The sequence below is a fragment of the Serratia sp. YWN4 genome (assembly GCF_055790845.1).
Genome location: NZ_CM147696.1, coordinates 2,070,316 through 2,095,212, shown reverse-complemented (window position 1 = coordinate 2,095,212; position 24,897 = coordinate 2,070,316). Strand labels below are relative to the sequence as shown.

The 24,897-nt window shown below is 51.1% G+C and carries 25 protein-coding genes; 9 read left to right on the top strand and 16 right to left on the bottom strand.

Annotation, left to right across the window (positions count from 1 at the left end; translation table 11 throughout):
- Nucleotides 1-10: 10 nt before the first annotated feature.
- The 8 genes from ACX9GT_RS09825 to flhD form a co-directional block, all read right to left on the bottom strand.
- On the bottom strand, nt 11-1,060 hold the full coding sequence (locus ACX9GT_RS09825; RefSeq protein ID WP_473190892.1) for a protein-glutamate methylesterase/protein-glutamine glutaminase: 1,050 nt from the start codon (nt 1,058-1,060) through the stop codon (nt 11-13).
- The gene (gene cheR, locus ACX9GT_RS09820) at nt 1,060-1,932 is read right to left on the bottom strand and encodes a protein-glutamate O-methyltransferase CheR (protein ID WP_473190891.1); all 873 of its coding nucleotides are present in this window, start codon (nt 1,930-1,932) and stop codon (nt 1,060-1,062) included. Before cheR ends, ACX9GT_RS09825 begins: the two co-directional genes overlap by 1 nt.
- Nucleotides 1,933-1,994: 62 nt before the next feature.
- The gene (gene cheW / locus ACX9GT_RS09815; protein WP_473190890.1) at nt 1,995-2,495 is read right to left on the bottom strand and encodes a chemotaxis protein CheW; all 501 of its coding nucleotides are present in this window, start codon (nt 2,493-2,495) and stop codon (nt 1,995-1,997) included.
- 30 nt (nt 2,496-2,525) lie between these two features.
- Complete coding sequence (gene cheA / locus ACX9GT_RS09810) at nt 2,526-4,487, bottom strand: chemotaxis protein CheA (RefSeq protein WP_473190889.1); 1,962 nt, start codon at nt 4,485-4,487, stop codon at nt 2,526-2,528.
- A gap of 4 nt (nt 4,488-4,491) precedes the next feature.
- On the bottom strand, nt 4,492-5,493 hold the full coding sequence (gene motB, locus ACX9GT_RS09805) for a flagellar motor protein MotB (RefSeq protein ID WP_473190888.1): 1,002 nt from the start codon (nt 5,491-5,493) through the stop codon (nt 4,492-4,494).
- Entirely contained in the window at nt 5,490-6,380 is an 891-nt protein-coding gene (motA, locus tag ACX9GT_RS09800; RefSeq protein ID WP_473190887.1) for a flagellar motor stator protein MotA, read from the bottom strand. Before motA ends, motB begins: the two co-directional genes overlap by 4 nt.
- 138 nt (nt 6,381-6,518) lie before the next feature.
- Nucleotides 6,519-7,100 (bottom strand): flagellar transcriptional regulator FlhC, encoded by a 582-nt coding sequence (flhC, locus tag ACX9GT_RS09795; RefSeq protein WP_473190886.1) that lies wholly within the window; start codon nt 7,098-7,100, stop codon nt 6,519-6,521.
- Between the two features lie 2 nt (nt 7,101-7,102).
- Nucleotides 7,103-7,453, bottom strand: a complete 351-nt coding sequence (gene flhD, locus ACX9GT_RS09790) for a flagellar transcriptional regulator FlhD (protein WP_473190885.1) — start codon at nt 7,451-7,453, stop codon at nt 7,103-7,105.
- A 1,571-nt stretch (nt 7,454-9,024) separates the two neighbouring features.
- On the opposite strand from flhD, the gene ydgT reads away from it, so the two are divergent.
- The 3 genes from ydgT to ACX9GT_RS09775 all read left to right on the top strand — a co-directional run bounded on the left by ydgT (nt 9,025) and on the right by ACX9GT_RS09775 (nt 11,220).
- Entirely contained in the window at nt 9,025-9,240 is a 216-nt protein-coding gene (gene ydgT / locus ACX9GT_RS09785; protein WP_473191550.1) for a transcription modulator YdgT, read from the top strand.
- 151 nt (nt 9,241-9,391) lie between these two features.
- Nucleotides 9,392-9,811, top strand: coding sequence for a universal stress protein UspC (gene uspC, locus ACX9GT_RS09780; protein ID WP_473190884.1), 420 nt, complete (start codon nt 9,392-9,394; stop codon nt 9,809-9,811).
- A gap of 374 nt (nt 9,812-10,185) precedes the next feature.
- Nucleotides 10,186-11,220 (top strand): NADP-dependent oxidoreductase, encoded by a 1,035-nt coding sequence (locus ACX9GT_RS09775; protein WP_473190883.1) that lies wholly within the window; start codon nt 10,186-10,188, stop codon nt 11,218-11,220.
- 56 nt (nt 11,221-11,276) lie between these two features.
- Here the strand turns inward: ACX9GT_RS09775 and sbmC are convergent, their stop codons facing one another.
- Together sbmC and kynA are read right to left on the bottom strand one after the other, a co-directional pair.
- A complete protein-coding gene (gene sbmC / locus ACX9GT_RS09770) occupies nt 11,277-11,744 on the bottom strand; it encodes a DNA gyrase inhibitor SbmC (protein WP_473190882.1) in 468 nt (155 codons plus the stop codon).
- Between the two features lie 25 nt (nt 11,745-11,769).
- A complete protein-coding gene (gene kynA, locus ACX9GT_RS09765) occupies nt 11,770-12,612 on the bottom strand; it encodes a tryptophan 2,3-dioxygenase (RefSeq protein WP_473190881.1) in 843 nt (280 codons plus the stop codon).
- A gap of 402 nt (nt 12,613-13,014) precedes the next feature.
- Here kynA and ACX9GT_RS09760 point away from each other — a divergent pair, with 402 nt between their 5' ends.
- Both ACX9GT_RS09760 and ACX9GT_RS09755 read left to right on the top strand, forming a co-directional pair.
- Nucleotides 13,015-13,611, top strand: a complete 597-nt coding sequence (locus ACX9GT_RS09760) for a hypothetical protein (RefSeq protein WP_473190880.1) — start codon at nt 13,015-13,017, stop codon at nt 13,609-13,611.
- A 2-nt stretch (nt 13,612-13,613) separates the two neighbouring features.
- The gene (locus ACX9GT_RS09755) at nt 13,614-14,387 is read left to right on the top strand and encodes a DUF3307 domain-containing protein (protein WP_473191549.1); all 774 of its coding nucleotides are present in this window, start codon (nt 13,614-13,616) and stop codon (nt 14,385-14,387) included.
- On the opposite strand, the gene mgtA is transcribed toward ACX9GT_RS09755, so the two are convergent.
- The 3 genes from mgtA to ACX9GT_RS09740 form a co-directional block, all read right to left on the bottom strand.
- On the bottom strand, nt 14,382-17,081 hold the full coding sequence (gene mgtA / locus ACX9GT_RS09750; protein WP_473190879.1) for a magnesium-translocating P-type ATPase: 2,700 nt from the start codon (nt 17,079-17,081) through the stop codon (nt 14,382-14,384). The two genes, ACX9GT_RS09755 and mgtA, sit on opposite strands and share 6 nt — an antisense overlap.
- Nucleotides 17,082-17,277: 196 nt before the next feature.
- Complete coding sequence (locus tag ACX9GT_RS09745) at nt 17,278-17,976, bottom strand: MgtC family protein (RefSeq protein ID WP_459399010.1); 699 nt, start codon at nt 17,974-17,976, stop codon at nt 17,278-17,280.
- Between the two features lie 455 nt (nt 17,977-18,431).
- Complete coding sequence (locus ACX9GT_RS09740; RefSeq protein WP_473190878.1) at nt 18,432-19,304, bottom strand: LysR substrate-binding domain-containing protein; 873 nt, start codon at nt 19,302-19,304, stop codon at nt 18,432-18,434.
- Between the two features lie 106 nt (nt 19,305-19,410).
- Here ACX9GT_RS09740 and ACX9GT_RS09735 point away from each other — a divergent pair, with 106 nt between their 5' ends.
- Both ACX9GT_RS09735 and rcsA read left to right on the top strand, forming a co-directional pair.
- The gene (locus tag ACX9GT_RS09735; protein WP_473190877.1) at nt 19,411-20,826 is read left to right on the top strand and encodes a pyridoxal phosphate-dependent decarboxylase family protein; all 1,416 of its coding nucleotides are present in this window, start codon (nt 19,411-19,413) and stop codon (nt 20,824-20,826) included.
- A gap of 754 nt (nt 20,827-21,580) precedes the next feature.
- Nucleotides 21,581-22,210 (top strand): transcriptional regulator RcsA, encoded by a 630-nt coding sequence (gene rcsA, locus ACX9GT_RS09730; RefSeq protein WP_473190876.1) that lies wholly within the window; start codon nt 21,581-21,583, stop codon nt 22,208-22,210.
- Nucleotides 22,211-22,393: 183 nt separating this feature from the next.
- Here rcsA and dsrB read toward each other — a convergent pair whose 3' ends face one another.
- The 3 genes from dsrB to ACX9GT_RS09715 form a co-directional block, all read right to left on the bottom strand.
- Nucleotides 22,394-22,594 (bottom strand): protein DsrB, encoded by a 201-nt coding sequence (gene dsrB / locus ACX9GT_RS09725; protein WP_473190875.1) that lies wholly within the window; start codon nt 22,592-22,594, stop codon nt 22,394-22,396.
- A 194-nt stretch (nt 22,595-22,788) separates the two neighbouring features.
- Nucleotides 22,789-23,001, bottom strand: a complete 213-nt coding sequence (gene cspE, locus ACX9GT_RS09720) for a transcription antiterminator/RNA stability regulator CspE (protein WP_004946278.1) — start codon at nt 22,999-23,001, stop codon at nt 22,789-22,791.
- A 134-nt stretch (nt 23,002-23,135) separates the two neighbouring features.
- Nucleotides 23,136-23,408, bottom strand: coding sequence for a hypothetical protein (locus tag ACX9GT_RS09715; protein ID WP_473190874.1), 273 nt, complete (start codon nt 23,406-23,408; stop codon nt 23,136-23,138).
- A 100-nt stretch (nt 23,409-23,508) separates the two neighbouring features.
- Here ACX9GT_RS09715 and ACX9GT_RS09710 point away from each other — a divergent pair, with 100 nt between their 5' ends.
- Nucleotides 23,509-23,718 (top strand): hypothetical protein, encoded by a 210-nt coding sequence (locus ACX9GT_RS09710; RefSeq protein ID WP_473190873.1) that lies wholly within the window; start codon nt 23,509-23,511, stop codon nt 23,716-23,718.
- Between the two features lie 146 nt (nt 23,719-23,864).
- On the top strand, nt 23,865-24,872 hold the full coding sequence (locus tag ACX9GT_RS09705) for an NAD(P)H-quinone oxidoreductase (RefSeq protein ID WP_473190872.1): 1,008 nt from the start codon (nt 23,865-23,867) through the stop codon (nt 24,870-24,872).
- The last annotated feature ends 25 nt before the right edge of the window (nt 24,873-24,897 follow it).

Below are 24,897 nucleotides of genomic sequence, written 5' to 3'. Positions count from 1 at the left end.
CTCAGCCGCATCAGATGCGCAGCGCCTGGCCACCGGCGATCTGCGCCAGCATGCGTTGGCTGATGCGATCCAGTTCCACCACCTCGCTGACGCCCCCGCTGGCGATCGCCTCACGCGGCATACCAAACACCACGCAGCTGGCTTCGCTTTGCGCCAAGGTATAGGCTCCGGCGCGGTGCATTGCCAGCATCCCTGCTGCTCCGTCATTGCCCATACCGGTGAGGATCACCCCCAGCGCATTACGCCCGGCAAACTGCGCCACCGAGTGGAACAGCACATCCACCGAAGGACGATGACGGTTGACCGGCGGGCCATCGTGCAATTTGATCTGATAGTTGGCCCCGCTACGCGCCAACTCCAGATGGCGATCGCCTGGTGCGATATAGGCATGGCCCGGCAACACCCGTTCACCGTTTTCGGCCTCTTTCACCGTAATCTGGCACAGCTTGTTGAGCCGCTCGGCAAACGAGCGGGTAAAGCCCGGCGGCATATGTTGGGTGATCAGCAATGCCGGGCTGTTGGCCGGTAACGGCTGCAACACCTGGCGAATGGCTTCGGTGCCGCCGGTTGAGGCACCAATCGCCATCAGTTTTTCACTGCTCAGCAAGGGGGTATGGCTGAGGATCTCCGGTACCGGAGCGTTGGAACGCAACGGCAAGCGGGCCTTGGCCGCCGTGCGGATCTTCTCGGCGATCAATTCACTGTAAGCCAGCATGCCTTCGCGGATCCCCAACTGGGGTTTGGTGACAAAATCAATCGCCCCCAGTTCTAGCGCGCGCAGGGTAATCTCCGAGCCTTTACCGGTCAGCGATGACACCATCACCACCGGCATCGGGCGCAAACGCATCAGTTTTTCGAGAAACTCCAACCCGTCCATACGCGGCATTTCGACGTCCAGCGTCAGCACCTGCGGGTTGAATTTTTTGATCAGATCGCGCGCTACCAGCGGATCCGGTGCGGTCGCTACCATCTCCATATCGGTATGGCTGTTGACAATTTCGGTCATGAGCTGCCGCATCAAGGCCGAGTCGTCTACGCTTAATACGCTGATTTTATTCATTACCTCTCCTTGGTCAGGCCATACACGGTCTGCCCGCGCAGGTAGAAATCCCGGCTAAGCTGGCTGAAGTTCTCGGAATGCCCGGCAAACAGCAGCCCTCCCGGTTTCAGCAGCGGCACAAAGCGGCGCAGAATGCGCTCCTGTGTGGCTTTATCGAAATAGATCATAACGTTGCGGCAAAAAATGGCGTCGAACGGCCCCGGTAGTTCCCATTCTACGGCCAGCAGGTTGAGCGGCTGGAAATGTACCTGCGCCACCAGTTCTGGCCGTGCTCGCACCAGCCCATGATGCGGCCCGGTGCCGCGCAGGAAATAGCGCTGCCGCTGTTCCGGCGTCAGGGTGCGCAGATCTTCCTGGCGGTAAACCCCGGCTTCAGCCTTTTCCAACACATGGGTATCAATATCGCTGGCCCACACCAGCGTGCCGGTGGTACGTCGCCCCAGCACTTCATTTAAGGTCATGGCGATCGAATAAGGTTCTTCTCCGGTCGAGGCGGCGGTACTCCACACGCTGTAACCGTTTGGCCGTGAACGCGCATGTTCTGCCAAGATCGGGAAATGGTGCGCCTCGCGGAAGAAAGCCGTCAGGTTGGTGGTCAGGGCATTGATAAAAGCCTGCCATTCGGCGCTGTTAGTGTCGCTTTCCAGCAACGCCAGGTAATCGCCAAAGCCTTGCAGATCGAGCATCCGCAGGCGGCGAACCAGGCGGTTGTAAACCATCTCGCGTTTGTGCTCCGCCAGCACGATACCCGCGCGCTGGTAGATCAACTGGCTGAGGCGCCGGAAATGCACGTCCGACAGCGGCATCCGTTGTACCATCTGCGCCAGTATCGAGGTGGGCTCCCGGTTTGGCACTGAAACTGTATTTTTCATACCCTATCACCTGGGGAATTCATGCGGTTTATGCGGATATACCCTTCATACCTCAATGGCATTTAGGCGCTTTTCGCCACGCTATCCATCAGTGACATTTCTTCGCTGCTCAACAGCTTTTCGATATCCACCAGAATCAGCATACGCTCACCCAATGAGCCCAAACCGGTGAGGTATTCGGTGGCCAGCGTCACCGCAAACTCCGGGGCCGGGCGGATCTGCTCGGTGGTCAGCGACAGCACGTCGGAAACGCCATCAACCACGATCCCCACCACGCGCTGGCCAAAATTCAGCACGATCACCACGGTGTTTTCATCATAAGACACCCCTTGCTGGGCGAACTTGACGCGCAGATCGATAATCGGCACGATCACGCCGCGCAAATTGGTGACGCCTTTGATAAACGCCGGGGTATTGGCGATGCGGGTGACCTGATCGTAACCGCGGATCTCCTGCACCTTGAGGATATCAATGCCGTACTCTTCATTACCCAAGGTAAAAATCAGGAACTCCTGACCTACCGTTTCGCCCGCCAGTTTGCTGACCACTGCCAATCCTGCCATCTGGATCCCCTTAATAAGCTCAGTTAATCGTTATGCGGCCACGTCCGTCAGACGCTGTTCACGGTTCAACGTTTGTAACGCCGAGACATCCACAATCAACGCGACGCTACCGTCCCCCAAGATAGTTGCGGCGGAGATCCCAGGGATTTTGCGGTAATTGCTTTCCAGGTTTTTCACCACCACCTGATGTTGGCCGATCAACTGATCCACCAGCAGCGCATAGCGGCGACCGGCGCTTTGCAGGATCACCACAATCCCCTGCGTGGCCTCGCTTTTTGCTCCGGCCACGTCAAATATTCGGTACAGCTCCACCAGCGGCAGATATTCACCGCGCACCTGTAGCACGCGTTCCCCTCCGGCCAGCGGATGTAAATCCTCTGCCTGTGGCTGGAGCGATTCCATCACCGCATTCAGCGGCAGAATAAAGACCTCTTCATTCACCTTGACCGACATGCCGTCGAGGATCGCCAGCGTCAACGGCAGCAGGATACGGATTGCCGTGCCCTTGCCCGCCTGCGAATGAATCTCAACGTGGCCGCCCATTTCCTGAATGTTTCTTTTCACTACGTCCATGCCGACACCGCGGCCAGAAACATCGGTCACCAACTCGGCGGTGGAGAAGCCTGGGGCGAAGATCAGCATGCCCACCTCGTCATCCGTCATGCTGTCGCTCACCGGCAGGCCTTGCGCAGCGGCTTTCGCCAGGATTTTCTGGCGATTCAGACCTGCACCATCGTCGGTAACCTCAATGCAGATATTTCCCCCTTGATGTTCAGCCGACAGGATCAGGTTGCCCACTGCGGGTTTGCCTGCCGCCACGCGTGCCGCCGGTTCTTCAATGCCGTGATCCAGACTGTTGCGCACCAGGTGCGTTAAAGGATCGATAATGCGTTCGATCAGGCTCTTATCCAGTTCAGTGGAACTGCCCCGCAGCGTCAGTTCCACCTGTTTATCCAGCTTGCTGGCCAGATCGCGTACCAGGCGCGGGAAACGGCTGAACACGTACTCCATCGGCATCATGCGGATCGACATCACCGACTCCTGCAAATCGCGGGCATTGCGTTCCAACTGGCTCATGCTGTTGAGCAGGTCACCATGGTTAACCGGATCCAGCGAGCCAGAGCGCTGCGCCAGCATTGACTGGGTGATCACCAATTCGCCCACCAGATTGATCAGTTGATCAACTTTTTCTACCGCCACGCGGATGCTGCTGGATTCGCTGGCTTTGGCGCGCGCTTTCGGCGTTTCTGCCGCCGGGGAGAGTTGGGCCACTGCGGCAGGTAGCACTTCCGGCTCTGGTTCGCTGGCGGGTATGACCGCCTGTGCTGGCTTGGTGAACGCGATCTGTTCCGGCTCCAGCACAAAACACAGCACCGCGCTGATCGCCTCTTCGCTGGCGGAAGTCAACAGCGTTACTTCCAAACTATTTTCGCTCTGCTGTGGGTTCTGTACTTCCCCCAGATTGCCCAGTTCTTCCAGCATCAGCGGAATTTCGTTCGGCTTCAGACTGCTCAAGCAGATACGCACACCCTCTTCGATCGCCGCGGGCACGAAGGTTGCGGTTTCTACGGCCAGTTCCGCTGCGGGCGCGCCCTGCTGTTGTGCTTCCAAAGCCAGTTGCCGCAGTGCCTGACAGATAGTTTCAAAACTTTTGCTATCAGGCTGTTGCGAGGTTTTATAGGCATCCAGTTGTTCCTGCATAATGTCTTTGGTTTCCAGAAACAGGTTGATAATCTCGGTGCTCAAACGCATTTCCTGACGCCGGGCACCGTCCAGCAAATTCTCCAGCAGGTGGGTGGTTTCCTGCAGGATGGAGAAACCGAACGTGGCTGCACCGCCTTTAATCGAGTGCGCGGCGCGAAAGATCGCATTCAGCGGCTCAATATCCGGGGCCGATGGATCCAACTCCAGCAGGTGCTGTTCCATATCGGCCAACAGTTCGTCTGCTTCATCGAAAAAGGTCTGATAAAAAGCGCTAATGTCCATGCTCACGGGGTCACCTCGGCGGTAAGTCACGGTTAGTCGGTAAAGTGGCGGCAGGTGCGGCCGGGATCGCCGTTGTCGGCCCAGCAGCGCTGGCAACGGGAGCCGCAGGCTCCGGCGTTGTCACGACATCTTCTGGCAGCAGTGACTGTATGCCTTCGGGCTGACTGATTTCCGTCGCATTGCTCTCCGCATTTTCCTGCTCTATGTTCTGCTGGCTCTCTTTGTTCAGCACCAGGATCGTGATACGCCGGTTGATAGCATCATCAGCACCGTGCGCTTTCAGGCTCATGGTCGATGCCATGCCAATCACGCGCAGTACTTTTCCTTCGGCCAGACCACCGCCAATCAACTCACGCCGTGAGGCATTGGCGCGATCGGCTGAAAGCTCCCAGTTGCTGTAATAGCGCTCACCGGTGGCATAGGGCAGATCGTCGGTATGGCCCGCCAGGCTGATGCTGTTCGGCAAATCGTTCAGCATCGGGGCAATGGCGCGCAGGATATCGCGCATATAGCTTTCCACCTGGGCGCTGCCGGTCTTGAACATTGGTCGGTTCTGGCTGTCGATAATCTGAATGCGCAACCCTTCGTTCATCATGTTGATTAGCAAATGCGGGCGCAGCGTTTTCAGGCGTGGATCGGACTCAATCAATTCGTTCAGCTTTTCGCGCAGCTTGTTTAACCGCAGTTTCTCTGCCTGTATTTCAGGTGAATCCACCTGCTTTTTCACCAACCCTTGCTGCTGGGTAGGATCGTCGCCCCCTCCGGGGATCGGGCTGCTCTCGGCGCTGCTTTTGTTGCCACCGCTCAAGGCCACTTTCAGCGGCGTGCGGAAATATTCGGCGATCTGCGTCAACTCCTGCGGGCTGGCAATCGCCAACAGCCACATCACCAGAAAAAACGCCATCATCGCCGTCATAAAATCGGCGTAGGCAATTTTCCAGGAACCACCATGATGGGCGGCATGCTGGGTTTTACGCTTTCTGACCAGAACAACCGGGTGATTTTGCTTCATGCGTCCTGCTCTTCCGTCTCTTGCGGCGCTGGCGCTTTCACCCGGCGCACATGCTCTTCCAGTTCAACGAAGGAAGGACGCTCGCTGGTGTACAGCGTTTTACGACCAAATTCGACCGCGATCTGCGGGGCATAACCGTTCAGGCTCGACAACAACGTCACTTTGATGCACTGCATCATTTTGGTGGTTTCTGCGCTTTTCTGGCGCAGCAGCGAAGCCAACGGAGAGACAAACCCATAGGCCAGCAGAATGCCGAGGAACGTCCCTACCATGGCGTTGGCGATCAAGGCACCCAACTCGGCGGCCGGGCGATCGGCCGAGGCCAGCGCATGCACCACCCCCATCACAGCGGCAACAATGCCGAAGGCCGGTAACGAGTCGCCGACCATCGCCAGGCTGCCCGCAGGCACTTCGCTTTCCTGCTCAAAGGTTTCGATCTCTTCATCCATCAACGCTTCTATTTCAAATGCGTTCATGTTGCCACTCACCATCAGCCGTAAATAGTCGGTAATAAATTCCACCAAATGGTTATCGGCAAGGATGCGTGGATAATTAGAGAAGATTTCACTTTCCTGCGGATTATCGATATCGAACTCGAGGGATAACATGCCCTGTTGGCGGGATTTGGCCAGTAAGCGATACAGCAATGCCATCAGATCCATATACAGATCTTTGCTGTATTTTGAGCGGCGCATCAGTGTGGGAATGGCACGCAGCGTGGATTTAATCGCTTTACCGTTGTTGCCGACGATAAACGCACCCAGGCCTGCCCCACCGATAATCAGGAACTCTGCCGGTTGATAGAGCGCGCCAAGATGGCCGCCGACAATCATATAGCCGCCAAATACCGCCGCCAGCACCACGAGATAACCCAAGATCACTAACACACATATTCCTTAAATTCACAGAATGGAAGCTGAGGTCAGCATGGAGGAATGACACAGTCGCAGCACGGGCCATTCCATGGCCCCGGTGTGCCGGGCTCCTGCGTTTCACTGCTGTTTTTTGGTTTCAGCAAGTCTGCATCAGACCGCGCGTTTAACCTGCTCGCCCAGCAGTTGAGGAGTAATATCGGCCAGTTGCGGAGAAAGTTTACGTCTTTTTACTGCGCGGGAAGGAGGTTGGCATAAACTGCAGACAAAGCTGTTAAGTGGTTGGTAGGCATGGGTGATGAAGGTGCCGCTACAGCAATTACAGGCGGAGAGTTGTAACATGCCGCTGTCGACAAAGCGCACCAGCGTCCAGGCGCGGGTCAAAGCCAGCAGTGGCGCTTCACCCGGTTGCTGCGGGCACTGCTCCAGATACAGGCGGTAGGCTTTGATAACCGCGTCCACCCCCCGACATTGCCCACTTTTCAGCAGGAATCGATAAGCGTTGTAAAACATTGATGAATGAATGTTTTGTTCCCAGATCATAAACCAGTCGGTTGAGAACGGCAGCATGCCTTTAGGTGGCGGGCTGCCACGTAACTCCTTATAAAGTTTTATCAACCGCCCGCGACTGAGTTGCGTTTCGCTTTCCAGCATCTGCAACCGCGCGCCCAAAGTGATTAACTCCATGGCGAGTTGAATGTCTTTAGCTTCTTGAACAATACTTTTATCGCTCATAATCAGGCTCTTTTCTTCGTCGAGCTACCGCTTTTAGCCGATAACCCTTGCAGTAGATGGCTTGATAGCAAAATACCCGTGTGGATTTGTTGCAGGTCGTCCACTCGGGACTCTTTGGTCAGGCGTTCAATAGTATTGTGATCGTTGAAACGGAAATGGCAGACCAATTGATTGGTTTCTGCCAATTTGACCATTTGTGGCAACGTGAGTTGCGACAATGCATCGGCCATGGTTTCATCGATCCCCAGGCGGAACATGGCAGACGCCTTCTCATCATTTATTAGACGTTGCGCTAAAAGTAAATAGGATAAGTTGATATCATAAATATGTTTAAGTAGTTCCGACGTGCCCATATTTTCCATCCCGACAGACTATGTTTAAAAACATACGCTGGGTGATAAATTTATCGCCCGTGACTTGGGTTTATTCCCTAAGTTGGCAAACAGATCTCTTCATGCCAACCATGGCAGCTCTGAAGCCTTACTCCATTAGGGCTTTTACTCAGTACTCGATATGTATATAAATCAGAATGTCTAGATAGACAGCCACTGAGTTTCATAGTGTTTCTGCCATGAAACTATTTTACAAATTGATGAGATTATTTCCGGGTGAAATATCACTCTACCTCTGAACCTTTAGCATACACAATGTGGACTACCGGTCATTTTAAAAAAAATGCCAGACATATCACAAAAATAAAAAATATTTGAACCTGACATCAATAGTCAGGATGTTTTTTGATCTATTTTAGTTCAAAAAGTAACCATTGGTAAAAAAGATCTTAAAAACTACGTTTATTCGCTAAAAAACACTCTTTTTTAGATTAATTCGAACAAAATATTTACCAAAGCCAAATGGCAGAACAAAAACCCTAAAATAGAGGATAAGTTATTTAATAACAAAAGGTTAAATAATAAAAAGGCATCAGAAAAAGAAGATAATGCTTGTAAACTGTAGGGCTTATAACCCCTGAGTTGCATTCGAAACGGAAAGAACCCATGCTGCTTCAATTTTTCAGAGAGTTATCATTTATAAGCGGTAGTATTTTTTTCTTTGGACAAGAAAACAAACGTAACTAATTATTTCAATGAAAGGAAAAGTACCATTAAAAGATAAGAATAATCACAGGCAAAAAAGACTAAAAACGGTTACCGTGAAAATAGTGTAAAATTTCACTTTTTTTTATTATTTTCATAATAATTCTATTTTTTAATTAATACTCATATGATTTCACTTTTTCTTAAAAAAACAAATAGTGCAATTTTAATTGCATTTCATTCTATCTTTTTTATCTAATGACTTCTCTCATGTTTTACTTGCATGCATCAAATAATTTGAATGAATTATCTGATGGATTATAAAATGCGAATCATTTCCACTCGGCTAATAAGCTGACTTATCGTTATCGGTATGTGATCCTGCCATTCCAATAGTAGTGTTTCTCGTCTGAAACCATTATCCAAGGGAAAAATGACACGTGAGCCTAACAAACCTCGTTGGCAGTGGTTATCAAACCAGAAACCCGTCGCAATAAATATCACTGCACTGGCAGTTTAAACCAGAATCGCAGCAGAGCAAGGCTCTGCGTCGTTTAGCTTAGCCGCCCTCAGTGGTGTTTAGAGGCAGAATCCTCGCTTAGACGCAAGCCAGATGCAGAATGGCCAACAAAAACCCTGTTTGGATTGTGACTAAGATAATCCCTAATTAATGTTTTATGCACTCAGGAATATTGCCGACATGACCATCACATATTATCATTCTTTGTGCGCTCACGAAGCTATGAAGGATATTTCGTTGCAGCGCGATCCGTTTGTTCATTTTTCTTTGTTTGTGTCTGGCGGCGCATCTCTGCTCACGGTTATCCCGTAAGCAGGTGATGTTTTTCTTTACCGGCTTAAAACAATTTACAGGCTATATTTCAACCATGACTCATACCATCGATTATCTGATGACATTTCGTAAATGTTCCAGTTTGGACAGCCTAGAAAAAGTCTATGACAAGTTAAATTACTCCATAACCAATGATAGTGAAATGAGTAGCATGTATCGCGCAGCCGATCATCGCCGCGCAGAATTGGTCTCAGGTAAGCTGTTCGACTTAGGAAAAGTACCGAAATCACTGTGGGCACAGGTTCTTTAATTTCCCGCTATTACGCGCGCTTCTTTTTTGTCTTTTATGGCGAATTTTCTTGCCTGGCTCAAGATTTGCTGTCGCGCGTGATACGAAACACATTTATTGGACTGCCAAAGCTCTACCCTTTTAGCACGTAATCGAGCTATAGGAGTCGAACATGGGATACCAGAACGTGTTGGTAGCGGTAGCAGTGGCTGCAGACAGTCACCGGCTGGTAGAGAAGGCTGTTTCTATCGTGCGCCCTTATAATGGGCAAATCACGCTGGTGAGCATGATCGCCAATCCCGAGATCTATAACAACTTCGCGGGCCCGATGCTTGGCGACCTGCGTGCGTTGATGGAGGAAGAGACGCTGCTGTTTATGGAGGAGCTACGGCTGCGTACTGATTACCCCATCCACAATACCCGGATTATTCACGGCGAACTGGGTGACTGCCTGACTTATGCTAACCAGCGGCAACCTTTTGATCTGGTAATTTGTGGCAACCACAGCGACAGCATGCTGAACAAAGTCACCTGTTCTGCCGCGCGCTTTATTAATACCAGCAGCATTGATGTGTTGATCATTCCACTGTAGCGGATTGGCAATCGCTGTATCATTTCCCAGCGCCTCTCGTTGATAATCGCCAAGCCATTCTTTGGTTATGCTTATTTTACGATATAAATTAAGCGGACCTGGATGATTAAAATCCAGACCAACATCGCAAATAAGTAATCGCTAACAGCAATTATCACACAAGAGGTATTAATTTTTTATGGTGCAATTCTAACTCACGACAGTAAATGGCGATAAGGTAAAGCTCGTTAAGTGGTAAAACGAATTCGCATCCGTTATTTCTCTTTAGAACGAAAGTTCCCTGCTGGCAATAAGCCTATGAGCACATATCGTAATTCCCCATTACTGCATATTGGTTAGACTGAGAATCCTACTCTGTCGCCAAGGAGCACCCGATGTCTCAGCAACAGCACCAGAATCGCCGCTTCGTTTTAGCCTCTCGCCCGCACGGCGAACCGCACGCAGAAAATTTCCGTCTGGAAACTAGCGAAATACCACAGCCCGCAGCAGGCCAATTATTGCTACGCACCGTCTACCTTTCGCTCGATCCTTATATGCGTGGCCGTATGAGTGATGCCCCCTCCTATGCGCAACCGGTGCAAATCGGGCAGGTGATGGTCGGCGGCACAGTATCCCGCGTCGTCTCATCACAGCACCCTGATTTCAAAACCGGAGATTGGGTATTAGGTTACGATGGCTGGCAAGACTATGCGCTGTCGGAAGGGCTCGGGCTGCGTAACCTGGGTGCCAAGCTCGATCACCCTTCCCGCCTGCTTGGCGTGCTGGGTATGCCGGGGTTTACTGCTTACATGGGGCTGTTGGACATCGGCCAGCCGCAGGTGGGGGAAACGGTGGTGGTTGCCGCTGCCAGCGGTGCCGTAGGTTCAGTCGTGGGCCAGATTGCCAAATTGAAAGGCTGCCACGTGGTCGGTGTTGCCGGTGGTGAAGAGAAATGCCGCTATGTTGTCGATGAACTGGGTTTCGATGCCTGTCTCGATCATCGCTCCCCCCATTTTGCAGAGCAACTGGCCACGGCTTGCCCACAAGGTATCGACGTTTACTATGAAAACGTCGGTGGTGCAGTATTCGATGCGGTTATCCCCTTACTTAACGCTAAAGCACGCATCCCGGTCTGTGGCGTAATCGCCCAATACAATGCCACCGGGTTACCCGATGGCCCGGATCGGTTACCGCTGCTGCAAGGCCTGATTCTGCGCAAACGTATCAAAATGCAGGGCTTTATTATCTTCGACGACTATGCCCCACGCTTTGGTGAGTTCTTGCAGCAAATGGAGGAGTGGGTCAGCCAGGGCAAAATCAAATTCCGTGAAGATGTGGTAGAAGGATTGGAGAACGCCCCTCAAGCCTTCTTTGGCCTGCTACAGGGGAAAAACTTCGGCAAGCTGGTGATCCGCGTGGGTAAAGAGTAAAGGCATGATCAGGGCGCTCTTGCGCCCTGATACAACCCATCGGATATCACCGTTGATCAGGCTTTCTTCACCGTCTGATAAATATCCAGGTCAAAATAGCCATCGGCTTCGTTGTCGTTGAGATAATGTTCGTAACAAACGCCGTCTATCGGTTGATAACCACTGGCAGGCAATTCCTTCTGATAGAAATTGCCCCATGCCGCCTCAAAATCACCGTCAGTGATCCGCACGTGGTAGATCGCATACTCCCCGGCCGGTAAAGTTTGTATAGACAGCGCTTCACTGCCCGCTGGTAACGTAAAATCTTCTGCGACGGTAAATACCACATCGGCACGCAGCCTTTCTGGGGCGACTTCAGCAGGATCGTCCCAGTACAGCACCAACCATTTCCCCGCAGGGATCCCATGCTGTTTTTGCCAAGCCATCAGGCGCTGGCATCCTGGTGGAATAGATTGCGCATAAGGCCCGACAACCCGTAACCCCACCACTTTTTCTGCTGCCTTCTGTTCAATTCTTATGGCCATCACCCTCTCCTTTTGTCATTAGTGGTCAGGAACCAATTTCGGTACGCACGTCCAACAGTTCTGGGAAAAAGGTCAGCTCCAAGGCTTTTTTCAGAAAACTGACGCCGCTGGAACCCCCGGTGCCTGATTTAAAACCGATGATTCGTTCCACCGTTTTCATATGGCGGAAACGCCATAGATGGAAACTCTCTTCAATATCCACCAGCTTTTCCGCCATTTCATAGGCTTCCCAATAAGTTTGTGGATGATCGTAGATCTGTTTGAACACGGGTAACAAGTCTGGATTACGCTGATAAGGCTGCGTCCAGTCACGTTCAATACACGCCTGCGGAATGGGTAAACCCTGGCGGGAAAGGTAAAGCAGGTATTCATCGTACAAGCTGGGCGCTTCCAGCAGCGTTTTTAACGCAGCATGTTTTTCTGCATCAGCGCTGAATACCGCCAGCATCGCCGCATTCTTGTTACCGAGCAAAAACTCAATTGAACGATACTGATGAGACTGAAAACCCGAGGAGTTGCCAAGTACCCCACGGAACTCGACATACTCTGATGGCGTCAAGGTTTCCAATACCGCCCACTGCTCAAACAACAGCCGCTGGATCTGCTTCACCCTGGCCAGGATTTTAAAACAATGACTGAGCTTGTCCTGCTGAACCAGAAGTCGCGCTGCCTGTAGTTCGTGAAGCATCAGTTTCATCCATAATTCAGAGGTTTGATGCTGCACGATAAACAGCATCTCGTCGTGATGCTGAGGGTTGGAAAGAGGTTGTTGGCAGACCAGTAACTGATCCAGGCACAGGTAATCGCCATAGCTCATGCGCTTGGAAAAATCGGTGACAATGGTGCCTTCTATTTCCCGCTGATTCATCTGTTCTCTCCCTGCGCTCCGCTCTGGGGAAACGCGCTGCTGGTTGGCAAAACGAGAGAAAACAATAGTCCATTTCTGTAACACACGCGTAACAATCAACCAAAGATGCCTTGCAGATCACATGCCGGTTTATCCCAGCCAGCTAAACACATTGGATCCTTTACTTTTTACCCGGCATCATTCTGATAAGGGTGTTATCCAGCATAATGTAGTGGTGAAACAGCGCGCCGATCGCATGAATACCAACAATAAAGTATCCAACATTTTTTATAGCAGCCACCTGTATTAATTCGCCTCCAGGTACAAATTACTCTAGAATTCGTATCTGGAGGCGAATACTTGACAAATTCGCCTCTGGATGCGAACTTACAATGACTATTTCCTCTCTTACTGGCCGATAAAATGAAGGCAAAAATCAGCGTAATCACCGGCGATTTGGTGAATTCTCAGCAGGTTGATACAGCGAGTTACATCGCCCATCTCGATGGTTTGCTCTCAGAACTGCAACAGGCCAAGCACCTGCAACAATACGACATCTTTCGCGGTGACAGTTTCCAGATAGTCTCGAAACCAGATCGGGGTTTATTCCTGGCAGTCTATATCCGTATAGCACTGCGAGCAGTAGATGCCGTTCATTGGGATGCCCGGCTAGCGATCGGTCTGGGCACCCGGCAGGCGAAAAACGCCGGTTATGGCAGCGCATTCCTCAATTCCGGCAACTCTCTGGATGACATGGCAAAAAATTGCTATCTGGCTCTGAAAACCGACAATGAAAAAATCAACGTTATTGTCAGCGATCTTCTGCCGATGTTAGATCATGTCATTGGTCGCTTGTCACAAACTGAAGCTAAAATTGTTCAGACCCGAATGTTTACCGAAACCAATAAAGGCGTAGCTGCGGCGTTACAGAAAGCCACCTCGACGATATCGGCCACCTTGAAACGAGCAGCCTTCGAAGAGATCATGCGATTTATCACGGCGATAAACAGGATAACCTAATGATGGATTTAACCTACGCATCACTGTTGATCTGGCTGCTGGTCGTGCATCTGGTTGCCGACTTTCCCCTGCAGCCACTCAGTTGGGTCAAGGATAAAGCCCTGAATCGTAGCCGTTCACGTTCCCTCCTGTTACATGCCCTGTTGCATGGCGCACTGGCAGCCTTTGTCATCGCCGTATTTGGATTGCTACAGGGCGGGTTATCATTGCCAGACGTGTTGAGCACTCTACTGCTCATCAGCATCAGCCATTACCTGATCGACTTGATGAAAGTCACTTGGCTCACCCGTATGAGCCCGGTAGGCAGTCTTTTACTCGACCAAAGTTTGCATCTGGCCGTGATCCTGTGCCTGTGGCTGTATCTCAGCCCTAATGCAGGCCAATTGCTGCATGCCGCATGGCAACAGATTTCTGGCTGGCAACTTAGCCTGATGGTATTGGCCTATCTGCTGATTTATACGCCAATGGGCATTCTGATCGGGCAGCTATTGGCGCGCTGGGTGCCGCAAATGCCGCTCAGTGCCAAAGCTGATGATGATTCGCTGCTGCGCGCCGGTAAACAAATAGGTTATCTGGAAAGGACGTTGATCCTAACGTTTGTCCTGATCGGCCAGATACCGGCTATCGGTTTTCTACTGGCAGCCAAGTCTATTTTTCGCTTTGGCGATCTGCGGCAAACCGGTGACAAAATGCGTACCGAATATGTGCTACTCGGTACGCTGTTTTCTTTTACGCTGACTATTATGTTGGGTCTACTGGTGAAGAAACTGTTATAGCCACTCCCCGAAGCGGCGGATGTAGAAACGCTTCATCAACTGGGCTACCACACAGTAGCTGACCAGCGTTGCCGCCAACCAAGGGAAGTATTCCCAAGGCAGCGGTTGCAGCCCAACCCAAGCGCCGAGCGGTGAGAACGGAATATAGATACCGAGCGCCATAATCAGCCCAGTAGTCAATAACACGGGCAATGCTGCCGTGCTCTGGATGAACGGGATCTTCTGGGTACGTAACATATGCACCACCAGCGTTTGTGATAACAACCCTTCAATAAACCAGCCAGACTGGAACAGTGCCTGATGTTCTACGCTATTGGCGGCAAACACGAACCACATCAGGGCATAGGTGGTGATATCGAAAATAGACGACGTTGGCCCGATCCACAGCATGAAGCGGCCAATGTTCTTGGCATCCCACTTGCGGGGCTTGCGCAGGAACTCTTTATCCATCTTGTCCCACGGCAGCGACAGTTGGGAAATGTCATACATCAGGTTCTGCAACAGCAAGTGGATCGCCAGCATCGGCAGGAAAGGAATAAATGCACTGGCTACCAGGACCGAAAACACGTTGCCAAAGTTGGAGCTGGCGGTCATGTTCAGGTATTTGATGATATTACCGAAGGTTTCACGCCCTTTGATCACCCCTTCTTCCAGCACCATCAGGTTCTTTTCCAGCAGGATAATATCGGCCGATTCTTTAGCAATGTCAGTGCCGGTATCAACGGAAATCCCCACATCAGCATCGCGCAGCGCTGGAGCATCGTTGATGCCATCCCCCAGGAAACCGACGGTATGGCCGTTGGCCTGCAACATCTTCAGCACGCGTGATTTCTGCAACGGCGTCAGTTTGGTAAATACCGTGCGCTGTTCTACTTCACGCGCCAGCCGAACATCATCCATCTGTTCGATTTCCAAGCCAGAAAGCGGCTCCCCCGGTTCCAGCCCGACATCACGGCAAATCTTGCAGGTGATCACCGGGTTGTCGCCGGTCAACACTTTCACTGCCACCCCATTTTCCTGCAATGCCGCGATCGCTTCCTGTGCGCTTTCTTTTGGCGGATCGAGGAACGTCAACAGCCCTTCAATCACCAGATCGCGCTCGTCCGCTACGCTGAGTGGCAGCGTGCAACCTTCCGGCCCCAGATCGCGCGTGGCCAGCACCAGCACGCGGAAACCATCTTCGTTGTACTGGCAGGCCAGCGCCTGCAAAGCAGCACGGCGCGCATCATCAATCTCCAGCACCTGCTGCCCTTCGCGCAGGTGGGTGGCGATTTCCAGCATCTCTTCCACCGCACCCTTGCAGATCAGCAACTGACGCTGTTCTTCATCCTGTACCACAATCGACAGGCGGCGGCGCACAAAGTCAAACGGCAGTTCATCCACCTTGCTGTAGCGCCCGAGCGCTTCGACGCCCGGCTTACCACGCCCGAAGCGGATCACCGCCTGATCCATCAGGTTTTTCATACCGCTTTGATGGAAGCTGTTCAGCCAGGCCAAATGCAGCACATGATGATCTTTGTTGCCGTTCACATCCAGATGATGTTCAAGGATGATACGATCCTGCGTCAATGTGCCGGTTTTATCGGTACAGAGTACGTCCATCGCGCCAAAGTTCTGAATGGCATTCAGGCGCTTGACCACCACCTTGCGGCGCGCCATGGCAATAGCGCCTTTCGCCAGGTTGGAACTGACGATCATCGGCAGCATTTCTGGCGTCAGGCCAACGGCAACCGCCAACGCAAACAACGCGGCTTCCGACCAGTCGCCTTTGGTGAACCCATTGATCAGCAAGACAATAGGCACCATCACCAGCATAAAGCGGATCAACAGCCAACTGACGCTGTTCACCCCTCGATCAAACGCGGTTTGCGAGCGGGAACCGACGATCGACTTCGCCAGAGAGCCGAAATAGGTGCGGCCACCGGTTGCTACCACCACTGCCGATGCGGTACCGCTGGCCACGTTGGTTCCCATCAGGCAAATGTTCGACAGTTCGAGCAACTCACTTTCGCTGGAAGCATCGATTTCGGTCGATTTCTGGCTGACGTTACCCAGTGCGTCATATTTCTCGATCGGGATCGCTTCCCCGGTCAAAATAGCCTGGCTGATAAACAGATCGCGGGAACTGAGCAAACGCACATCCGCTGGCACCATATCCCCAGCGGAAAGCTGGATAATGTCGCCCGGTACCAGTTCACGGATGGGGATTTCCACCGCCAGCGCCTGAGCGCTGAAACTGCTGCGGCGCAGCACCGTGGCGGTAGTGCGCACCATCGACTTCAGTGATTCGGCAGCTTTGTTGGTGCGATATTCCTGCCAGAAACGCAGCAAACCGCTCAGCGTCACCATCACCAGAATAATGATCACGCCGGTAAGCTCAGTTTCTTCACCGTGCCGGGCCGGTAGCCAATAGTCGGTAAAGAAACTGATCCCCGCCAGCACCATCAAGACAAAAATAAACGGGTTATTAAACGCGCTAACTAATTGCACCAACGCATGGGGAGCTTTCTCATGAGCCACCTGATTGGTGCCAAAGTGTTGCAAACGCTCTTGTGCATCTTCCTGGGTTAATCCAATGCGGCTACAGTTCAAATTTGCCAGCGTCTGATCGAGGCTGTTCTTTGCCTCAAGCGCGATGGCATAAGGTTCGCGGCTTTTATCACGGCGGCGTATTTTTTCTTTAATATAGGTCATAACACTATTCTCTTATTTTACTCTGCGCACAGGGTGACCTCACCCGTATTAACAGGTGAATATACGCAGAGTGGAATTTATTGAATTAGCGCTGTTAACGTCATTATTATTGCGTTAACAACGCAGAATAATAAAAGCTCCGGGGTGATCGTCCATTACAACTCCTTATCACCTTACAGGTGAGTGTTGGTAATAATTAAACAGGCAATTCAGAAGCGACACGCCAATGCACCGCACTGACGCTTCTTTCCAGACTGACGCGGCAGACAATACTTTCAATATCTTTTTGCGCGACCGGATTAGCGATAATTTCCGCACACACCTCTAGCTGGCCGGGAATCGCAATATCGGCACTGCGTAGCGATTGTAATCGTAATGCCACACCGTTCAACGCCTGCAGAATTAACGTACGCACCAGGATTTCATCCTGTTCGCCACAGGTCACCAGAATGCGGTAGCGCAATTCCAGATCGACCGCCTGTTGCTGCGGTTGCAGATTAATGCGCTGCGCCGCTTCCCGCAGCAGAATATTGGCACATAGGATAACCAGCGTTGCCAGTACGGCTTCCCAGTGTTGGCCCAAACCACACAGCACGCCGATCGCCGCAGAGCACCACAGGGTAGCGGCCGTATTCAGCCCACGGATATTGAGGCCTTCACGCATAATGACACCGGCACCGAGAAAACCGATCCCAGAGACAATTTGTGCGGCAATACGCCCGGCGCTGGAAGGCTCCGTGGTGACCGAGCTCAGGATAAATACTGCCGCACCGGTCGCCACCAACGCATTGGTACGCAAACCAGCCATTCGTTGGCGCCATTGCCGTTCGGCGCCAATAATTGCGCCCAGGCTCATCGCCAGTAATAAATTCAAGACAAAAGGAGTCATAGCCATGATCTTCCCCTTAATAAACAGCAGGAGGGTGAATCATGTGCTTTTAAGCACACGCGAAATTGCGCTGAAAATAAATCAGCGGATTAGCGTTTTAGTGCCTGGAGGGAAAAGGCTGTGGCGATGAAATACCATAATAATGTCCGAATCAAATCTCCCGAAGCGATTTAGCTTCAGGTACAACAATGATGTTCGGGTTGGCACAACTCGGAATAACATGAGAGGGGTGCTGCCCGCCGTGTTCGGCAAGCAACAAATCAGAAAGAGATCGGTCAGCTTGCCTTAATTATTTCGCTGCTACTACAACTGTCCAATTGATTTTCTCCACTGAAATTTTGCAGGGAGTATAGTTACGTAAGGTGATGATGTAAAGAATAGTTTATTAAACGAATATTAAACTGCATATTCTCTTTATTTCATTATATCTATTGTAGGCAACATACAATATATGACGCCTCTCACCCCAATTGCTGCTGTAACCAATGCAACAAGGCTTCAACCGCGGGCGTCAGGCCAGTCGCATGCGGCCACACCAGATAAATATCGTTATTCCCCAAGTGCTGCGCCGCCGCCAACGGCACCAAACGGCCCGCAGCAATCGAATCACCCGCCAGCACCGTTTTCACCAGGGCAATACCAAATCCCTGTTCAGCGGCGCGGATCAACAGACCTGCATCGTTGAACAGTGCCACTTGCTGGCCACCGCCTGCGTATCCCTGCGCCTGAAACCAGACGCGCCAAGGCATCGCATCATGTTCAAGCAATGGAGCCTGTGCCCCAACAACGCTAGAAAAAGACTCCTGCCACTGCAAAGCTAATTCTGGGGTGGCAACGGGCACAACTTCACCTGTAGCAATACGCTGCGCCTGCACGCCTGACCACGCACCATCCCCCATGCGGATCGCAGCATCAAAACCCTTGCGTGATAAATCCTGTACCGCCAGTGATGCATCAATATCCAGTGTGATCCCGGAACAACCGCGATGAAACGCCGCCAGCCGAGGCAATAACCAATAATGAGCAAAAGAGGGTAACACGCTGATGCGCAGCGTCTGGCTTGCCGCAATCCGTCTGACACGATTGACACCTTGCTGCAAAGCTGACAATGCCGGTTCGGCAACGGCCAGCAGTTCGCGCCCGGCAGCATTCAACCGCACTCCGCGTCCGCTGCGTTCGAACAGCGGGCAGCCGATCGCTTGTTCAAGTTGTTGAATTTGCTGGCTGACTGCGCCATGAGTCAAATGTACCTGTTGCGCTGCCGCGCGCAAATTTTCTAACCGAGCGGCAATGATAAAGGTCGGTAAAAAATGAATCGGCAAACGATCGTTCATAGCTGGTTAGCCTTACTATCACAAAAGGCTATTTTTCATCGATATCAGCACCAATGCAAACTCTCTATGGTATAGCCCTACACATTATCTATACCAAGGAAAAGACATGCACCCTCGTTTACAACAAGATCTTGACGATTTTCCCCATATACTCGACCACACCAACCAACTGGCACAAAGATTTCTCGCCGGACTGGAACAGCGCCCAGTATGCCCACCACTGGCTGCGCAGCAGCTTAGAACCGGGGATGATATCCTGTTGGAAGAGGGCTCTGGCGCTCTAGCGGCCCTAGAAAATTTCTGGCAGCACTATGCCGCTGGGTTCTCCGGCAGCGCCGGGCCACGCTACTTTGGTTTTGTCACCGGCGGTGGTACTCCGGCAGCTTTAGCGGCCGACTGGCTGGTTAGTGCAACCGACCAGAACAGCCTGCTTAGCCATGACACCCTTGCCGCAACCCTTGAATTAGCCACGATTGAACAACTGAAATCCTTGCTGCATCTGCCTGCTGATTTCAGCGGCAGTTTTGTCAGCGGTGCCACCATGGCAAACTTTGTCGGTATCGCCATCGGCCGCCAATGGCTTGGGCAACGGCACGGGGTTGACGTATCACAGCAGGGGCTGGCAGCCCTTGGCCCTATTCAGGTGCTTTCAGCCAATGCCCACTCCAGCAGCGCAAAAGCCCTCAGCATGCTCGGGATCGGGCGTGATGCGCTGAAAAGCATCGCTCGGCAGGCTGACTCGGAAGCAATCGACATCGCAGCATTAGAGCAACACCTTGCCGCAACGCCAGGCAAACCTACTATCGTATTAGCCAGCGCCGGGACGGTGAATACCGCCACCTTCGACGATTTACCTGGCCTGCTGGCACTGCGCGAGCGCTATCCATTTTGGCTGCACGTTGATGCCGCATTCGGCGGCGTAGCCGCTTGCTCCCCTCGTTATGCGCATCTGCTGCAAGGCTGGCAACAGGCCGATTCGATCACCGTGGACGCTCACAAATGGATGAACGTACCCTATGACAGCGCCATTCAGTTCACCCGCCATCTGGCGCTGCAAATGCAGGTATTCCAGAACCATTCGACTTATCTCGAGGCGCCAACCCTGCGGCCGGATAACTATCTGCACCTGACACCGGAGAACTCGCGGCGTTTTCGTGCCCTGCCGTTGTGGATGGCATTGAAAGCCTATGGCCGCAGCGGCATGCAGGAGATCGTTGAACGTAATATCACGCTGGCGCACCGTTTGGGGAATAGATTAGCGGCCAGTGAAGGCTTTCGCCTGCTGGCACCCGTAAATCTGAACATAGTGTGCTTTGCACTAACGGAAGTTGAAGGTGATGCAGAAATCGCGCGCGATCGCTTTCTTGCACGTTTAGACCAGCATGGCGTGGTACGTTGTACCCCCACTCACTATAATGGCCAGCCGGGTATTCGCGCTGCACTGGTAAACTGGATGACCGAAGAGCGGGACATCACTCTGGCGCTAGAATCAATGCAAATCTGTCGGCCAGAAGCCGGTTAATCATTAGTAAAGACAGCGTTGTGTTACTGCAACGCTGTGCTGCTCAAAGCTGCACCGTTGCCAACGGGCTCCTGTTTTTCGACGTAGGAGCCCCCGTTTTACCAACATCACGCTGCCAGTGCCTGCCTAAGCTCACAACAATAAGCAAATACTGTTATCTTAACACTGCGTGATAGTTTATAAAAATCAATGTGCTGTATAACTAAATCACGGTTAAGGCACAAAAAACCACGCTATTCAATGTGAATTTTTCTCTTTTCACCGCTTAAAAATCGACTTCAATGCTACAAATAGGAAGAGTTATCATTATCAATTCAATAAATTCATTGATATAATGAATTTAATTTCAATGTTAAATCTAAATTTATGATGCCTTGAGAATGCTCCATGCGCTCAAAAAAACAGCAGAAATTAAGCAAAAGTTAAAATGTGAATTTTTTTAATAATTATCTTACTAACGTAGAAATAACCCTCATGAGATACTGAATAAATTTAATGAGGTTAATCTTATCGCTGAGTGACACTCAAGGCTATTGTGAGCAGATATTCAATCATTCGCTATAATAAGGCGACTTAAGCTAAACTGATGGATTAATGGGATTAAAAAATTTAGTCCGAAAAGACATTGAGTAGTGTCTGTTTTATTGATAGAACTTTACGTCCATAAAATGCAATTTTTTTGTACCTTTTTAGCCTTAAAACTCAGGCTTTTCTTATTACTACCGCAGTAGAACAGGTTTAAGTGAGGTGCTATATGCCAACAATTATCATGGATTCATGCAGTTACACCAGATTAGGACTTACTGACTATCTGACTTCACAGGGTGTGAAAAAGCGTCATATCAACACTGCTGCCGGTATCGATTGCCTGGACGAAAAATGTACCAGGATTAAGCCTAACCTGGTTTTTTTGAACGAAGATTGCTTCATACATGAAGCCGATGCGACAGAAAGAATAAAACAGGTGATTTCTCGGCACCCCGATACGTTATTCTTTATTTTTATGGCAATTACTAATGTACATTTCGACGATTATTTATACGTGCGCAAAAACGTTATCATCTCGTCAAAATCCATCAAACCAGAAACCATGAGCCGGTTACTCAACCACTATCTTGAGAAAAGAATCACCCGCCTTGAAAAAAACTCGCTCGACCAGACACCGGTGACGCTCAGCCAGACCGAATCCAATATGCTACGCATGTGGATGTCCGGCCAGGGAACCATTCAGATCTCCGATCAGATGCAGATCAAAGCGAAAACGGTCTCTTCCCATAAGGGAAACATCAAGAGAAAGATCAAAACGCACAACAAACAGATTATCTATCACGTTGTTCGTTTAACCGACACATTGACTAATGGCATATTCGTTAACAATCGTTGATACAGGTAATACCACGACTTTAAAGCCGTGCAGACGCCCTACTGGACGCGTTCTCCAGCAAAACTGAAATACCTGTTCGCACCGGCACGTTCTGTCGCGACGGGTATTCTCGTTTGAGAATTAACTCCGATATCATGCAGCAATATTAACCTCTAGAAAAAACCAGATACAGCAAGGTAGGGTTTACTCGTTTTCTGCTGAACGCAGTTCAACAAAAGTGCCATCGCGACTGTCAATCTCATTGAAGAACCATATACCGGCAGGGTAGTCTTCCAATGCCACCAGATACATCGTCCCTTCATTAAATACTTCCACTGTTAGCACAACCCCTTCACGACGTGGACCACCGTCGGTTTTCACCGTCACCAGATCGTTAACTTTCATGGTTTACCTCATCATTGGTCATGGCTGCAAATCACACCGCTGCGATACTTTGCCCTGACTACATCGTTAAAGCTTAGCAGAACACGGTAACGGTTTTATTCGCCCCGCAAAGCTACAGGCTTTTGCCTTACTGCCAAACTGCAGAGACAAAAAAACCCGCCTTGGCGGGTTTTTGTTAATCAGCAAGAGGCCGATTAGATAGCGGTAACGTTAGCCGCTGACGGACCTTTAGCACCGTTCTCGATAGAGAACTGTACGTTCTGGCCTTCAGCCAGGGTCTTGAAACCTTGATCCTGAATTGCAGAGAAGTGTACGAATACATCTTTGCTGCCGTCTGCAGGAGTAATGAAACCAAAACCTTTAGATTCGTTGAACCACTTCACTTGACCTTTGATCATGTTAGACATGTCTAATTCCTTCAATATTAAATTTAAGCCGCCATGGGCATGTTATAGCCGGTCATCAGTTACTTATGGAGGCACTAGAAAGGAAATTCGTCAGAGAAGAGCTATCAAGGATAACGCTTTAAATTTGAACTACTTTACTCAAAATGTCGTGCATAAATAGGTCTGTACCACAGGCCGGGAATCATTAACTCATGCCCGGCGTTGAATAGCAACTCTTTTTGCCTAAGGAGAGCAGAAACGGGACCAATCGCACAGTATTCAACCCCTTCCGGCGAAATTATCAGCGTTATCTCGCTGGCGTTATCGGTATTTAGCTCAATGACATACTGCATAATGACTTCGATTTCAGCGTAGCGCCACTCACCATAGCATGAAGCACGTCTTTTCCCCAACATGCGCCAGCCCACAGTTTAGCTCCCTGTCATTCTTTCATCACAAAAACGTCACAATACCACCATAAGATAATCAGCGATTACCCGCTCTCGGTTGATACCAAGGATTTAGCTTATGACCATGGTTAAAGCTGTAAATCATCAGGAAGCAGAAACGCTGATCCGTTCAGGAACCGCTAAAAAAATCGAGCTGGCCTATGACATCGACAGTGACGATTTCTTCCAGCTCGCCAGCTTATGGTGTGAGAAAGGTGCCAAAATTTCCAAAGGGAAAGAACACTTTATTGTCTCATTGAAAGGTTTTCGCATTCCGCCGAACGATTAATTCTATGCCGCCCTTGCGGCGGCTCTGTTCTTCTTTCTGCCACACCGCCCCATTTCCTTAATGACGACGCTGTTATTTCTATAAGATGAGCCGCAGGTGTTCCCTGAATCGGGCATATACCCGATTTGCCAGCTAAGGAAAACAGCATGTCAGCCAATGTACAACTCCCTAATACCATGAAAGTTGTTGAAATCAGCCAGCCTGGTGAACCGGAGGTTCTGAGGCTTGTAGAACGCCCAATCCCTACGCTGGCACCCGGTGAAATACTGGTAAAGGTTGCCGCTTCCGGGGTTAACCGCCCAGATGTCATGCAGCGCCGTGGGCAGTATGCCCCACCACCGGGGGCTTCGGATATTCCGGGGTTGGAGATCGCAGGAGAAGTGGTTGCGGTGGGCGCTGGCGTGCAACGCTATGCACCAGGCGATCGGGTTTGTGCGCTAATCGCCGGTGGCGGCTACGCGCAATATTGCCAGGTGCATGAAAGCAACGCGTTGCCGGTGCCGAAGGGCTTCAGTATGGTCGAGGCCGCCGCCATTCCAGAAACCTTCTTCACCGTTTGGGTGAACGTATTTCAGCGCGGCCATCTGCAAGCCGGGGAAACGGTACTGATTCATGGTGGAACTTCCGGTATCGGCACAGTGGCAACCATGCTGGCGAAAGCGTTCTGCGCCCGCGTTATTACTACCGTGGGCTCAGAAGAGAAACGCCTGGCCAGTTTGGCGTTGGGGGCCGACGTGGCCATTAACTACCGCAGCGAAGATTTTGTCGAACAGACCAAACGTGCCACCCACGGTAAAGGCGCGGATGTGATTGTCGATCTGATCGCCGGTGACTACGTGGCCAAAAATTATCAGGCTGCCGCCATGGATGGTCGTATCGTGCAGATTGGCACGCAGCACGGCATGGCCAAAGAACTGAACCTGATGCCTTTGTTGCTTAAACGCCTCACCCACACCGGCTCTACGCTGCGGGCGCGCAGCGTGGAAAACAAAGCACAGATCGCCACAGAGTTGGAGCTGAAAGTGTGGCCGCTATTGGAACGCGGCACGCTGAAACCGCAGATTTTCAAGACATTCCCACTGGAACAGGTAGCACAGGCCCATACGCTGATGGAATCCAGCGCCCATATTGGCAAGATTGTATTGACGCACTAAATTCCGTTTGCGGGGCGTACAAAAG

Excerpts from the sequence above, each read along its gene's own strand:
- mgtA (WP_473190879.1), bottom strand. The coding sequence starts at position 17,081 with ATGACCTATATTAAAGAAAAAATACGCCGCCGTGATAAAAGCCGCGAA.
- ACX9GT_RS09710 (WP_473190873.1), top strand. The coding sequence starts at position 23,509 with ATGACCATGGTTAAAGCTGTAAATCATCAGGAAGCAGAAACGCTGATC.
- ACX9GT_RS09705 (WP_473190872.1), top strand. The coding sequence starts at position 23,865 with ATGTCAGCCAATGTACAACTCCCTAATACCATGAAAGTTGTTGAAATC.
- ACX9GT_RS09825 (WP_473190892.1), bottom strand. The coding sequence starts at position 1,060 with ATGAATAAAATCAGCGTATTAAGCGTAGACGACTCGGCCTTGATGCGG.
- ACX9GT_RS09775 (WP_473190883.1), top strand. The coding sequence starts at position 10,186 with ATGTCTCAGCAACAGCACCAGAATCGCCGCTTCGTTTTAGCCTCTCGC.
- cspE (WP_004946278.1), bottom strand. The coding sequence starts at position 23,001 with ATGTCTAACATGATCAAAGGTCAAGTGAAGTGGTTCAACGAATCTAAA.
- ACX9GT_RS09735 (WP_473190877.1), top strand. The coding sequence starts at position 19,411 with ATGCACCCTCGTTTACAACAAGATCTTGACGATTTTCCCCATATACTC.
- sbmC (WP_473190882.1), bottom strand. The coding sequence starts at position 11,744 with ATGGCCATAAGAATTGAACAGAAGGCAGCAGAAAAAGTGGTGGGGTTA.
- kynA (WP_473190881.1), bottom strand. The coding sequence starts at position 12,612 with ATGAATCAGCGGGAAATAGAAGGCACCATTGTCACCGATTTTTCCAAG.
- rcsA (WP_473190876.1), top strand. The coding sequence starts at position 21,581 with ATGCCAACAATTATCATGGATTCATGCAGTTACACCAGATTAGGACTT.
- ydgT (WP_473191550.1), top strand. The coding sequence starts at position 9,025 with ATGACTCATACCATCGATTATCTGATGACATTTCGTAAATGTTCCAGT.
- cheR (WP_473190891.1), bottom strand. The coding sequence starts at position 1,932 with ATGAAAAATACAGTTTCAGTGCCAAACCGGGAGCCCACCTCGATACTG.
- ACX9GT_RS09760 (WP_473190880.1), top strand. The coding sequence starts at position 13,015 with ATGAAGGCAAAAATCAGCGTAATCACCGGCGATTTGGTGAATTCTCAG.
- ACX9GT_RS09740 (WP_473190878.1), bottom strand. The coding sequence starts at position 19,304 with ATGAACGATCGTTTGCCGATTCATTTTTTACCGACCTTTATCATTGCC.
- motB (WP_473190888.1), bottom strand. The coding sequence starts at position 5,493 with ATGAAGCAAAATCACCCGGTTGTTCTGGTCAGAAAGCGTAAAACCCAG.
- flhC (WP_473190886.1), bottom strand. The coding sequence starts at position 7,100 with ATGAGCGATAAAAGTATTGTTCAAGAAGCTAAAGACATTCAACTCGCC.
- flhD (WP_473190885.1), bottom strand. The coding sequence starts at position 7,453 with ATGGGCACGTCGGAACTACTTAAACATATTTATGATATCAACTTATCC.
- uspC (WP_473190884.1), top strand. The coding sequence starts at position 9,392 with ATGGGATACCAGAACGTGTTGGTAGCGGTAGCAGTGGCTGCAGACAGT.
- ACX9GT_RS09755 (WP_473191549.1), top strand. The coding sequence starts at position 13,614 with ATGGATTTAACCTACGCATCACTGTTGATCTGGCTGCTGGTCGTGCAT.
- cheW (WP_473190890.1), bottom strand. The coding sequence starts at position 2,495 with ATGGCAGGATTGGCAGTGGTCAGCAAACTGGCGGGCGAAACGGTAGGT.
- dsrB (WP_473190875.1), bottom strand. The coding sequence starts at position 22,594 with ATGAAAGTTAACGATCTGGTGACGGTGAAAACCGACGGTGGTCCACGT.
- ACX9GT_RS09745 (WP_459399010.1), bottom strand. The coding sequence starts at position 17,976 with ATGGCTATGACTCCTTTTGTCTTGAATTTATTACTGGCGATGAGCCTG.